This window comes from Marinobacter sp. AN1, from assembly GCF_026013985.1.
In the GTDB taxonomy this organism is placed as follows: Bacteria; Pseudomonadota; Gammaproteobacteria; order Pseudomonadales; family Oleiphilaceae; genus Marinobacter; species Marinobacter segnicrescens.
In genome coordinates, this window is the sequence record NZ_CP110342.1 from 579,643 (window position 1) to 591,805 (window position 12,163).

At 54.2% G+C, this 12,163-nt stretch carries 15 protein-coding genes and 1 pseudogene; 12 read left to right on the plus strand and 4 right to left on the minus strand.

Features of this window, described 5'->3' with window-relative positions; genetic code table 11:
• Window positions 1-26 precede the first annotated feature (26 nt).
• From LJ360_RS02510 to LJ360_RS02540, 7 genes are read left to right on the plus strand one after another with little or no spacing between them, the layout of a single operon-like run.
• The gene (locus tag LJ360_RS02510; RefSeq protein WP_264995158.1) at window positions 27-374 is read left to right on the plus strand and encodes a hypothetical protein; all 348 of its coding nucleotides are present in this window, start codon (window positions 27-29) and stop codon (window positions 372-374) included.
• Window positions 371-721 carry a metallophosphoesterase gene (locus tag LJ360_RS02515; RefSeq protein ID WP_264995159.1) on the plus strand — a complete coding sequence of 117 codons (351 nt, stop codon included), beginning with the start codon at window positions 371-373 and terminating at the stop codon, window positions 719-721. The genes LJ360_RS02510 and LJ360_RS02515 overlap by 4 nt, the downstream gene beginning before the upstream one ends.
• A 32-nt stretch (window positions 722-753) precedes the next feature.
• Entirely contained in the window at window positions 754-1,065 is a 312-nt protein-coding gene (locus LJ360_RS02520; RefSeq protein WP_264995160.1) for a hypothetical protein, read from the plus strand.
• Window positions 1,062-1,685 carry a 3'-5' exonuclease gene (locus LJ360_RS02525; RefSeq protein ID WP_264995161.1) on the plus strand — a complete coding sequence of 208 codons (624 nt, stop codon included), beginning with the start codon at window positions 1,062-1,064 and terminating at the stop codon, window positions 1,683-1,685. Before LJ360_RS02520 ends, LJ360_RS02525 begins: the two co-directional genes overlap by 4 nt.
• On the plus strand, window positions 1,685-2,341 hold the full coding sequence (locus tag LJ360_RS02530) for a metallophosphatase domain-containing protein (RefSeq protein ID WP_264995162.1): 657 nt from the start codon (window positions 1,685-1,687) through the stop codon (window positions 2,339-2,341). The genes LJ360_RS02525 and LJ360_RS02530 overlap by 1 nt, the downstream gene beginning before the upstream one ends.
• On the plus strand, window positions 2,338-2,577 hold the full coding sequence (locus tag LJ360_RS02535) for a hypothetical protein (protein ID WP_091854729.1): 240 nt from the start codon (window positions 2,338-2,340) through the stop codon (window positions 2,575-2,577). Before LJ360_RS02530 ends, LJ360_RS02535 begins: the two co-directional genes overlap by 4 nt.
• A 9-nt stretch (window positions 2,578-2,586) precedes the next feature.
• Window positions 2,587-3,060: a nucleotidyltransferase family protein gene (locus LJ360_RS02540; protein ID WP_264995163.1), complete on the plus strand. Its 474-nt coding sequence runs from the start codon at window positions 2,587-2,589 to the stop codon at window positions 3,058-3,060.
• 362 nt (window positions 3,061-3,422) lie between these two features.
• Here the strand turns inward: LJ360_RS02540 and LJ360_RS02545 are convergent.
• The 4 genes and pseudogenes from LJ360_RS02545 to LJ360_RS02560 all read right to left on the minus strand — a co-directional run.
• Window positions 3,423-3,688 (minus strand): annotated as a pseudogene (locus LJ360_RS02545) (integrase core domain-containing protein); the annotation flags it as partial.
• A 39-nt stretch (window positions 3,689-3,727) separates the two neighbouring features.
• Window positions 3,728-5,062, minus strand: coding sequence for an ATP-binding protein (locus tag LJ360_RS02550; protein ID WP_264995164.1), 1,335 nt, complete (start codon window positions 5,060-5,062; stop codon window positions 3,728-3,730).
• Between the two features lie 64 nt (window positions 5,063-5,126).
• Window positions 5,127-6,218 carry an IS630 family transposase gene (locus LJ360_RS02555; RefSeq protein WP_264994393.1) on the minus strand — a complete coding sequence of 364 codons (1,092 nt, stop codon included), beginning with the start codon at window positions 6,216-6,218 and terminating at the stop codon, window positions 5,127-5,129.
• A 15-nt stretch (window positions 6,219-6,233) separates the two neighbouring features.
• Complete coding sequence (locus LJ360_RS02560) at window positions 6,234-6,896, minus strand: response regulator transcription factor (RefSeq protein WP_264995165.1); 663 nt, start codon at window positions 6,894-6,896, stop codon at window positions 6,234-6,236.
• A 199-nt stretch (window positions 6,897-7,095) separates the two neighbouring features.
• Between LJ360_RS02560 and LJ360_RS02565 the strand changes: the two genes are divergently transcribed.
• The 5 genes from LJ360_RS02565 to LJ360_RS02585 all read left to right on the plus strand — a co-directional run bounded on the left by LJ360_RS02565 (window position 7,096) and on the right by LJ360_RS02585 (window position 12,120).
• Window positions 7,096-7,629: a cupredoxin domain-containing protein gene (locus LJ360_RS02565; RefSeq protein WP_106761014.1), complete on the plus strand. Its 534-nt coding sequence runs from the start codon at window positions 7,096-7,098 to the stop codon at window positions 7,627-7,629.
• 84 nt (window positions 7,630-7,713) lie between these two features.
• Entirely contained in the window at window positions 7,714-9,495 is a 1,782-nt protein-coding gene (locus LJ360_RS02570) for a copper resistance system multicopper oxidase (protein ID WP_264995166.1), read from the plus strand.
• Window positions 9,492-10,241, plus strand: a complete 750-nt coding sequence (locus LJ360_RS02575) for a copper resistance protein B (protein ID WP_264995167.1) — start codon at window positions 9,492-9,494, stop codon at window positions 10,239-10,241. Before LJ360_RS02570 ends, LJ360_RS02575 begins: the two co-directional genes overlap by 4 nt.
• A 158-nt stretch (window positions 10,242-10,399) precedes the next feature.
• The gene (locus LJ360_RS02580) at window positions 10,400-10,753 is read left to right on the plus strand and encodes a hypothetical protein (RefSeq protein WP_230714673.1); all 354 of its coding nucleotides are present in this window, start codon (window positions 10,400-10,402) and stop codon (window positions 10,751-10,753) included.
• Between the two features lie 11 nt (window positions 10,754-10,764).
• The gene (locus LJ360_RS02585; protein ID WP_264995168.1) at window positions 10,765-12,120 is read left to right on the plus strand and encodes an APC family permease; all 1,356 of its coding nucleotides are present in this window, start codon (window positions 10,765-10,767) and stop codon (window positions 12,118-12,120) included.
• The last annotated feature ends 43 nt before the right edge of the window (window positions 12,121-12,163 follow it).

Consider the following 12,163-nt stretch of genomic DNA (forward strand, 5'->3'; position numbering starts at 1 on the left):
GAGACACCCAAGAGGGGATGCGAAAAATGTCGAGCCTGTCGTTTGTCAACGGTTTTGTCACAATTGACACATTAACTACCCACTCTGCAGCCTGTCTCCAGGCTGCTCCGATTGGGATCAGTGATGGCGAGATTCTTCTTGGCGTCGTGCTGGATCCGCTCAGCTACGAGGCACTGATGCGGCTAGCGATTATTTACCGGCAGCAACAATCCGGGACGGAGCCGGATCAGACGATGAGCGAGGCCATGACCGCATTCATCGACATGGGGGAGCGGCTACTGGGCGAAGCTTGGAACAGCGTTCCAGATGATGCGCATAACCGAAACCGACCTCAGCGCGACCCAAGCCCAGACGACGAGCAGCCTCCCTCATGAGACGAAGCCTGGTTGTCCATCAGCATTTCGGGTGTAACCGGTTTGGCAGGGACTGGGTCTGCGGCGATCTGCATGGCCATCGCGACCTCCTGATGGCGGTCCTTGAAGAGAATCACTTCGATCTAGGCGTGGACCGACTCTTTCTGTTGGGCGACCTGATCGATCGGGGGCCTCGATCAGCCGACCTGCTCAGCTGGGTCCTGCACACCGACAACGTCTTCTCAGTGATGGGCAATCACGAACTGATGTTTATCAGTGGTGCCACCGGCCGGGGTACCGGGAGAAACATCGGCGCATCGGCGGTGAATGGGTCGATGAGCTGGGTTTTAGTCAGTATCGCGAGCTGACCACGGGTTGCGCGAATCATCTACCGCTGACCATGACGATCGAGACCGAACAAGGCCTGCTGGGGCTCGTGCACGCCCAGTCGCCGGTCGATGACTGGCGTGAGCTGGCCACGATTGAATACACCGACCAGGTCGCCATCGACTGCACCTGGCCGTGGAACCGAGCCACCGGTCCCGAGCAGACGATCGAGGGTGTGGGCGCCGTTGTTTCCGGCCATATCGGTACCCATGGAATCGTTCAACGAGGAAACCAGCTCTGGATCGACACGCTGGAGGCATCGGGAGAGCCCACTCTTTTAACGGTGCAGGAACTCATCACGCTCGCGGGGTACGAATCGTCATGACAGAACAGGCCCCTGATAGCCCACTGCTCGTGGTGGACCTAGAGGCTACCTGCTGGGAGAACCGCCGGACGCCTGATGGAGAACCCCAAAGCGTCAACAATATGGAGATCATTGAATTTGGCTGCGCCCTGACCACCCGGCATGGAAAACTCTTGGACAGCAAGTCGTTTCTGGTCAGGCCAACCTGGTCACCCCAGCTCAGCCAATTCTGCACATCGCTGACCGGTATCGATCAATCCATGGTCGACGATGCGCCAGCATTCCCGGAGGTCGTAAGGCAGTTAGATGACTGGCTGGGTGAGCTAACGAAATCGTTTATCTGGTGTAGTTGGGGAAACTACGACCGATTGCATATCCTGGCCGATAGCACGAAGCATAACGTGACCTCTGGCTTCATGTTGTCGCCCCATCTAAACCTCAAGCGGATCTGGCGTCGCACGACCGGACAGAAACGGAAAAACAGTCTTGCTCACGCGCTCGCCTACCACCACCTTGAATTCGAGGGGCATCATCATCGTGGTGTGGACGACGCAAGGAATATGGTTCGCCTACTCCCGTATATGGATTGGTCGCTCGAAGCTCAGTTGCTCACTCATCCGAGCCCTCAGGAGAGATCGTGATGAAGCTCGTGTGTATTTCGGACACTCACGGCCTACACCAGCGCGTCCCCGAGATTCCGGACGGGGACGTACTGATCCACGCCGGTGACTGCCTGGGCCAGGGTACGCTGGAGAATCTGGTCGACCTGAACGATTGGCTTGGAACGCTACCGCACCGGCACAAGATCGTTATCGCCGGTAACCACGACTGGGTTTTCCAGGAAGCGCCAAAGTTGGCCCAGGAGACGCTAACCCATGCGATATACCTGGAAGACAGTGGCATCGAACTCGAGGGACTGCGGTTCTGGGGCTCCCCCTGGACGCCGCAGTTCCTGGACTGGGCATTTATGCTCGAGCGCGGGCAGGGAATGCGCGAAAAATGGCAGCTGATTCCGAAAAATACCGATGTGTTGATAACTCATGGTCCACCAAGAGGCATCGGTGACCAGGTAGCGGTGGATTTTCGCGCCAGGCATGTCGGCTGCGTTGACCTCGAACAGCGTCTGGAACAACTCACCGACCTTCAGGCCCACGTATTCGGTCACATTCACGAAGGCTACGGCCAATACCTGCGAGGGCAGACCCGACTCATCAACGCGAGCACCTGCACCGCTCGATACGAGCCCACCAATCCACCAATCGTGCTCGATCTGAACCAAACAGGAGATTGCCGATGACCGCTGACGAACTGATCGCCCGATTGAAAGCGTTGCCTCCGGACACACAGGTCCTGGTGGAGGGGTATGAGAACGGATTTGACGAGGTCATAGAGCTGAAAGGGCAAGACGTGGTGCGCTATCGTCATGCCCAGCCGTGGGACGGACAGTATCAACCGCCGGAACGCTTCGGAGAACCGGCCACCGGCATCATGCAGGTCGCCGTTATTCTGGGACGTCGTGGACCGCTGCGATAGGAGAAGCCCATGTCACAACGGAAGCGATACAACCTGACAGATCTGGTGGCGCAATGTGATTTAGCCGCGCCAATCCCAGACGAGTTGAAAGATTGGGACCGTGCGCCCTCTGTGGGCCTCGAGCAAACGACCATGGACGGCCAGGCTGATATCGGCGACGTGATCCTCCAGTTCCGCGAGAGACTCGCTAATGACTATGATGTTATCCAACTGATTCTGTTCGGCAGTCGGGCTCGGGGAGATTATCACTCCGAGAGCGATGTCGACGTTGCAATGATTCTGCAGGGTGAGCAAGGGGATTTCGTCGAAACCAAGTTGGACATGGCAGGCCGAGCCTTTGATGTGTTGGTGCAAACGGGCGTCAGGATTCAGCCTTTTCCGATCTGGGAAGCGGAATGGCGGGAACCCACGAAGCACTCCAACCCGGATTTGCTGGCGAACATCACACGAGAGGGTTTAACTATCTGGTCATGGGGTAGATGACAAGCGCCTTCGCTGCTGGGGTTCGCTCGTAACGATAAAGCCTGTTACTCCTGAACTCGTTATTGCTCGGCGCCTACCAAGACCTCCAAACCTTCCAAACGGGTCTGGACCATCGCGGTTAGTAGGCTTTAGTAGCCAGATTTACTAATTAGTAAATCTGGCTACTAATCGTAACTAAAAGACCAACCGGTGCCACCTTTAAGTGGAGGAAATCAGTGGCTAAAGCCTCCCGGAGTGCCATTCGGTTTGGGCTATACGGGCGGACTCACCGACCCACTTCATCTAGATCGGTAGACTGACCTGCCCCCGTATTAGGTTCACCCAGAGTTGGAAAATCTGGCTCCAGTGACCCTGACCACGGATTAGGTCCAGCCAGAGTTGGAAAAATCCGGCTCCTGTCGCTTCTGTTTTCTTCGTGAAACCGCATGTTTTCTGGCGTAGTCAGAGGGCGTGCACCACTCCAATGCGGAATGGCGTCTGACTTGGTTATAGAACGTCCTCCACGCTTCGATTTTCTCCCGGGCGTCGGCCAGTGACAAGAACCAGTGTTCGTTCAGACACTCCTGCAGGAGTTGAAGGATTCTACCGTCGCATTGTCGGTAGGCTTGCCCGGTCGCGAGAAGTCGATTTCGATGTTTCGCTCATAAACAAAAGCGAACATTCGATTTTATCTTAATAATTCGATAGAAACGCGTAAACCGCTACAGGACTTAGTCGAAAAGCTGATTTTACCTTCATAGCGAGTCACTATATCTCGAACGATAGCAAGGCCGAGACCGTGCCCAGGTGTTTGCTCATCTAGCCGCAGACCCCTTTGGCCCAAACTGGCTAAATCCTTGTGATTAACCCCTGGGCCATCATCAGCAACAACTATTCGCTTGAAGCCGCTGCCTTGTTCCACAGAGAGCTCTACGCATCTCGAAGACCATTTGCCAGCATTGTCGAGTAAGTTGCCCAATACTTCATTTAGATCATGTTCTTCTATCGGCCATCGGCTGTCTTCAGGCAGAGAACTCGATAGTTCAAACGACTTTTCCGGATATAAACGACCGAGCATCCACAAAAGATCCCGTGCCTGTTTTATGGGGTAGGCGCTTTTTCCAATCTGGGGCCCTGAAAAACGGCTTCGACGCATTTCAGCTTCTAATTGCCTGTCGATATCGCTTAGTCGCTCCACCATCTGGCGCCTTAGATTGGTGTCGAGAGGACGTGTGTCGTCTTCCAGTATCTGCCGGACGGCTGCGATGGGGGTTTTGACGCTATGAGACAGGTTTGCGAGAGCGTCCCTGGAGCGCTCCAGTCGCTGATCTAAGGAGTCCAGCAACTGATTTAGTTGAAGAACCAGCGGGTGGAACTCCTCTGGCGACTGAACGTTGATTCGGGAGATCTCTCCGTCCTGGAGTCTTTTTAATGCGGCTTTGAGTGTGACAACCGGTCGCATGGACATCGTGATTCCGAACCAGAGCACGGCGACCAAGAGCATAATCAACAGAACTGATACTACGGCGGTCCAGGCATGAAGTGCAGCTTGGCTGCGTTTCAGCGCACCCAGATCTTCAGAAACGATTACGACGATGGGTGTTTCACCGACCTGAAAAGACTTTCGGTAGGCGAGGATGTCTAAGGGAGTATCAGTGGTTTCGGCATCTTCTACGCGAACGGTTCCGTCTTCTTCGTTTTCAATCAGAGGCGTTAACAAGGGCTCCCAAGTATCGGGTGAAATGATGGTCCGTTCGGGTGTATGTATGGCAAAGGCATGATGAAAAACATCCTGGAAATAATCGCCCGTCTGGAGAGTGTCAACTTCACCATTCGCGTCGCGAATCTGGTGCTCAAGGAAAACGACTTCATCTTTCAGTCGGCTTTCAACGAATTCCCGAGACATTCGGTCGAGCAGCAAGCCATGGACCAACCACGCCACCCCCATTAGACCAATTCCGGCGGGCAGTAACAGCGCAAGCAAGGTTCCTTTTACGGACGCAGGCTTTTTAAGGAATCGCATTAAAAATGTACCCCTGGCCGCGTCGTGTTGAGATGGTTTCGCTGCCCACTAGTGTCCCGTTCGGTTAATTCGCGCGCTTATTGTCAATTAAGCTCAGCTTTGCCCGCGCCACTGATGTCATAATAGCTTCGGCGCTTTTATGCCACCGGAATGGCTTGGCCAGTTTTTCGTTGTGGACCTTGATGTACTTTTTAATAGCTGACTTCAACTCACCAACGCTGGTGAAAATGCCTCGATAAAGCGCGCGCCGTTCCAGTTGGCCAAACCACCCCTCAACGGCGTTCAGCCACGATGCGCTCGTAGGCGTGAAATGGAGTTTGAAGCGAGGGTGCTTGGCCAGCCAGGTTTTGACCTCCGAGGTCTTGTGAGTCGAGCTGTTATCCAGAATCACGTGCAGATCCAGATCGTTCGGGGTTTCTCGGTCGATCTGTCGCAAAAAATCCAGAAACTCCTTGGCACGATGGCGTTGAGTAACACGACCAATAACCTCGCCCGTCAAAATGTTAAAAGCTGCGTACAGGCTGGTCGTGCCATGGCGCTTATAATCGTGTGTATGACGCTCAATTTGTCCTGGCCTGAGCTGTAACTTTGGCTGTGTCCGGTCGAGCGCCTGAATCTGTGTCTTTTCATCAACAGACAGAACCAGCGCATTATCCGGAGGATTCAGATAAAGACCTACGACGTCACACACTTTCTCAGCGAAGTTCGGGTCGTTGCTGATTTTGAACGTTTTGAGCCGGTGCGGCTTTAAGTCAGCCGCTTTCCAGATCTGGCGCACTTGCCAGCGCGTCACTCCGGCATGTTTCGCCATGAGGCTGAGACTCCAGTGTGTGGCTTCTCTCGGGACCTTATGGACTGTGTCTTCTAAAATCTTTTTGACAGTTTTGTTGTCCAGCTTTCGAGGCTGCCCCGGTCGCGGCGCATCATAAAGCCCTTCAAGACCTTGCTCGCTATAACGCTTGCGCCATTTGAAGACCGTTTGAGTGCTCACCTGAAGCGAGTCTGCAATCCCTTGAGGCGTCTCGCCTTCATTCAGTAACAGAAGGATCCTGGCGCGTTGAGCCAGATGCTGACTCAGAGTGCTTGTTCGGCACCAGCCTTCAAGTTCCAGTTGATCGTTAACGGTCAGATTAAACGGGGCTGCTGGCTTGGGCACAATGGGAACCTATTTTTACTGATCGATAGCCTCATTATAACCAATATGAGTCAGCGAATTAACCGAACGGCACACTAGCTTCCTTAACCTCCGAATATACGCCTCAATGACGTTTTCGCTCGGGCTATCATTCAAGTTGTAAAGCTGTTCCATTAGTTGTTCTTTGGAAAAGACGTGGCCAGGGCGGCTCATCAAACAACGTAGCAGCCGGAATTCGGTGCCGGTAAGTGTATGTTCCACGCCGTCGTCCATCTTGAGACTCTGGCGGTTTTCGTCCAGTTCAAAGCGGCCGGCTTTAACCTGAGCATGGACCCTTCCTTCACTTCGACGCACGAGTGCGTTGAGGCGTGCGATTAGCTCTTCTGTCTGAAAAGGTTTTGCCAGGTAATCGTCTGCCCCGGCTTTTAAGCCGTTAACCTTATCCTGCCAATCGCCTCTCGCGGTCAGAATCAAGACCGGACAGCTGACGTGATTCGTTCGCCACTTTCTCAATACGTCCAGCCCGTTGCCATCAGGTAGACCCAGGTCCAGAACAACAGCACGGAAATCCTCTTGCTCACCCAGAACGACGGCTTCTCGGGCACTGGGAGTTGTATCAACGCTGAAACCTGCTTTTCCCAACTGCCTGACCAGACCCTCAGCAAGCAAGCGGTCATCTTCGACGAGCAGTAAACGCATGAGTTTTTCCTTCTATGTATGGTCCGCGGTCGAAAGTGTGACTGATTAACCTGAATTCAGCCTGAACGGAAAATAGTTCGAGTTTTTCAGAAAGAATTCAGGTTAGTGAGAGAAGGTAACAACCGATTCTGGACACTGCTCAAGATTGGGGCTCAATCCTGCAGTGTTTTTCGAGCAATATTTTACAGAGGATAGAAAGATGAATGCATCAAAACTATTCGTAGCGGGTATGGCGCTTTCAATGTCGGCAACAGCGTTTGCGGCTGGCGCCCATGATGGTGGCCACGGGCACGGCGCTACAAGCGGTGAACCTGGCAAAGCGTCGGAGGCCAGCCGAACCGTAACTGTCGAGATGTACGACAACTACTACGAACCCGAAGAAATCAGTGTAAAGCCGGGTGAAACCGTTCGCTTCGTGGTGGAGAACAAGGGAAACCTCGTCCATGAGTTCAGTGTTGGCACTCCCGACATGCACGAAGCTCATCAAGAGGAAATGATGATGATGGTTGAGCATGGCGTCATCCAGGGCGGCAAGCTGAATCACGACATGATGAACATGGATATGGGTAATGGTCATTCCATGAAACATGACGATCCAAACAGTGTTTTGCTGGAACCCGGCCAAAGTAAAGAAGTGGTATGGAAGTTCTCTGATAAAGGCAATATCGAATTTGCCTGCAACGTGCCGGGCCACTATCAGGCCGGGATGTACGGTGAGGTCAATTTCGAGTAACTCGCTTAACTGAGGTCCGCGAGCGCGGGGCTGAGACACGTTTCTCGGCCCGGCTTCAATGACGTGTAGTTCGGAGCAACACAGATGAAACCACGCTTTTTGACAGGGCTTTTGAGCCTGCTGATGCCAGCCATGGTTCTGGCCGGCGAATACGACCTTACGGTCGACCGGGTAAAAATTGATACCGGCGATTTCGTGAAGGAAGGCATTGGATACAACGGGAAATCCCCCGGGCCAGTGATGCGCTTCAAGGAAGGCGAAAACGTCAAGATCAACGTGACCAACAACCTGGATGAGATGACGTCCATTCACTGGCATGGTTTGATCCTTCCTTTTGATCAGGACGGCGTGCCCGGAATCAGCTTCCCAGGTATCAAACCGGGTGAAACCTTCACCTACGAATTCCCAATCCAACAGGCGGGCACCTACTGGTTCCACAGCCATTCAGGCTTCCAGGAGCCAGATGGCGCTTATGGTTCTATTGTTATTGAGCCTGAAGGTCGTGAGCCGTTTCGCTACGATCGGGAATACGTGGTGCAGCTCACCGACAAACACCCCCATTCCGGTGACCGCATCATGCGCAACCTGAAAATGATGCCGGATTACTACAACCGCGAGCAGCAAACCGTTGGCGAGTTTTTCTCGGACGTGTCAAAAAATGGCCTGATGAACACCGTCAGTGACCGTATGGCCTGGGGTGGCATGCGGATGATGAAAGCGGACGTTGAGGATATCCATGGCTTTACGGGCTTGATCAACGGCAAAGGACCAAGCCAAAACTGGACAGGGATCTTCGAGCCGGGCGAACGCATTCGGCTGCGTTTTATCAACTCTTCGGCGATGACTTACTTTGATATCCGGATCCCCGGTCTGGACATGACGGTTGTGCAGGCAGATGGCAACAACGTTCAGCCGGTTAGTGTGGACGAGTTCCGGATCGGTGTGGCGGAAACCTACGATGTGATCGTCCGTCCGAAAGATGAGCAGGCCTACACCATTTTTGCTGAATCCATGGGGCGTTCGGGCTATGCCAGGGCAACATTGGCCCCTGAAGAGGGTATGGAAGCGGCCGTGCCGCAACTGCGCGAACCGGCGCGCCTGACCATGGCTGACATGAGCGGTATGGCCGGCATGGACCATGGCAGCATGGCCGGAATGGATCATGGCGACATGAATATGAGCAGCTCAGAGGGGATGGGCGGAATGGATCATTCTTCGATGGAGGGAATGGACCACTCGAATATGAAAGGAATGGATCATTCCAACATGGAAGGCATGGATCACTCTGGTATGTCCGGCATGGATCACGGTTCCATGGTGATGGGAAAAGAAGGCCCAAGCGATCCCTTTTATGCCAAGGGAAGTGGCCTTGTGCCCACAGCGGCCAATGGCGGCAAGTTCCTCTCTTACGCTGACCTGAAGGCTCAGGATCCGCTGTATGAAGACCGCGAACCGACCCGGGAAATAGAGCTTCGCCTGACCGGTAATATGGAGCGTTACACCTGGAGCATTAATGGCGTCAAGTACGAAGACGCAGACCCAATTCGTCTCAAATACGGTGAGCGAGTTCGCTTCAAATTCGTGAACGAGACCATGATGACTCACCCTATGCACCTGCACGGTATGTGGTCCATTCTCGATGTTGGTGCAGACCAATGGAACCCGATCAAGCACACGGTCAGTGTGCAGCCAGGCACCACGGTTTACATGGAAACCGAGGTCGACGCGCCCGGTCAGTGGGCGTTCCACTGTCACCTGTCCTATCACGCGACCGCTGGTATGTTCCGCAAGGTCATTGTTGAAGGTGGGCCAGAGTCGACGCAGGCCAAAACAGACGTGATTGCCAAAGATGGAGGTGAGGTATGAGCTGTATTCGATCAATTGTCGCACTTAGCTTCCTTGCCTCTATTGGTGTCTCAACGGCGGTGACAGCTCAGGAAATGATCTCCGACACGACCGCTCGAAAACAGCCGCTCACAACCTGGGGCGTTCAATTCGAGGAATTTGAGTACCGCTACAGCGACGATGACGAGGAGCTGGGCGTCTGGAATGCGGATGCCTTCTATGGCACCGACGACTTTAAAGTCCGGCTGCTCACAACCGGGGAGTACGAGATAGAGGAGCAGGCCTACGAAACACTGGAAAACCAGTTGGTCGGCCAGATCCCCATTTCCAAGTTCTTCGATGCCAAAGCGGGTGTTCGCTTCGACACCCCTGAAGGACCGGATCGCACTTATGCCGTGTTGGGTGTCGCTGGGCTTGCACCGCAATGGTTTGAGGTTGACGCCAACCTGTATGTGAGCAATGAAGGTGAGACGTCCGCTGAACTGGACGCAGAGTATGAATTATTGCTAACCAATTATTGGATCCTAGGGGCGACACTGGATGCGACGGTCGCGTTCAGTGAGGATCGTGAAATTGGCGTTGGCAAAGGTCTGGTCTCCACCGAAGCTGGGCTGCGTCTGCGTTATGACTTGGTTGATCGCGCCTTTTCACCCTATGTCGGTGTGGTGCATGAACGAAAATACGGCGATACCGCAGATCTAGCTGAAACCGGCGGCGGAAGCACAGAAGACTGGTTTGCTGTGATCGGCGCTCGAATCGCCTTCTGACGTTGATGCTAACGGGCCATGGGGAAACCCATGGCCTTTTTTCGTCTATGATTTGATGTAACTCAAATTCACCGAAAGCATGTGTCCATTTTCAGTCGCAGTTCAGGTTGAAGTGTTTTGATACAGGGAGAAGTTATCTGGAAGAGAGGTGTCGCCCCATGACCAAAGCACACAAAGCAACCAATCAGGAACAGTTTTTGTTGCGCCGGAAATTGGCCATCGAGGGGATGGGAGAAGGTCAGTGGGAGGATCTCATCCACGATCTTAACCACCACCCCTGCGTTGATTTCGCCGAGCGTAAACCGAATGGCACATTGCGGGTGACATATGACGGAACCCACTGGTCTGTCGATGAATTACTGGAACTGGTCAAGGCCTGCGGTGGCCGATTGAAAACCGGATGGTGGACCCGGCGCAAACTGGCCTGGTACCGGTTTACCGACGACAACGTGCGGGCGAATGCCAAGCACGAGCCGTTCTGCTGTTCCAAAATTCCACCCATGAAAAAATAAGAGGAGAGTGAATGAGCAGGGAGGAAGATCGAACCACTCGCTATCAGGAAGGCAGCCTCACTCTGCCCGGAACCGTCATGCTGGGTACCGGCGTCATGATTGGCGCCGGTATTTTTGCGTTGACCGGGCAGATGGCCCAGATGACCGGCGTACTTTTCCCGCTGGCCTTTCTCGCTGCGGCTGTGATTGTGAGCTTCAGCGCCTATTCCTACATCAAGATCTCCAATGCCTACCCGTCCGCCGGCGGTATCGGCATGTACCTGCACAAGGCTTACGGAAACCGGCTGCCAACGGCTTTCAACGCCCTGTTGATGTATTTTTCCATGGTCATCGCTCAGAGCTTCCTGGCCCGGACCTTTGGCTCTTACACCATGCAACTTTTCGGCGGGGATGACAGTGGCCGCATGGTGCCCATTCTGGGTGTGTCGCTGATCCTGGCGGCGTTTCTGATCAATCTGCTCGGTAACCGAATGATTCAGGGCGTGGCTTCCTTTATCGGGTTTCTGAAAATCGGCGGTATACTGGTTTTCGGGCTGGTGGGTGTCTGGATTGCCGACAGCCTGGCGGTGGATTTCTCAAGCCCGGGCGAGGCCGGAACCGCAGGCAATTTCCTGGGTGCGACGGCACTTGGAATACTGGCCTTCAAAGGCTTCACCACTATCACTAACAGTGGTTCCGAAGTCATAGATCCTAAGCGGAATGTGGGGCGAGCAATCATTATTTCCATCGCGGCCTGCGTGGTGATCTACACCCTGGTCGGTTTTGCCGTGGCCAGCAACCTGTCCCTGGCGGAAATCATCAAGACCCAGGATTACTCCCTTGCGGCTGCCGCGCGTCCGGCGCTGGGGGATTATGGCCTCTGGTTCACGGTCGCCATTGCCATGACGGCCACCTCCGGTGGCATTCTGGCCAGCATTTTTGCTGTCTCGCGCATGCTTGCCATGCTGACTGAAATGAAACTGGTCCCTCACCGTCATTTTGGTATGCCGGGCAGCATCCAGAAGCACACGCTGGTCTACACTGTGGTCCTGGGGCTGGCTCTGACAGCCTTCTTTGACCTCTCCCGGATTGCCGCCCTGGGTATCGTGTTCTACCTGGTTATGGACATTGCCATCCATTGGGGCGTGCTTCGCTACCTGCGCGACGATGTGAAGGCCAGGGCGTGGGTGCCGGCAACGGCCATCGGTCTGGATTTGCTCGTGCTGGGCGGCTTTGTCTGGGTCAAACTGAATACCGACCCGTTTGTCATTGGCGTGGCGGTTGTCACGATGATCGTGATCGCGGTATCCGGGCAGCTTTTCCTGAAAAGGGCTGCAGCAGCCGAAAAAAACGGCCACGAGGAATCCCATGCTCACGGTCACCAGTAATCGGAATTCAACATGGAGGGCAGTATCATGATGGGGGGAAAAC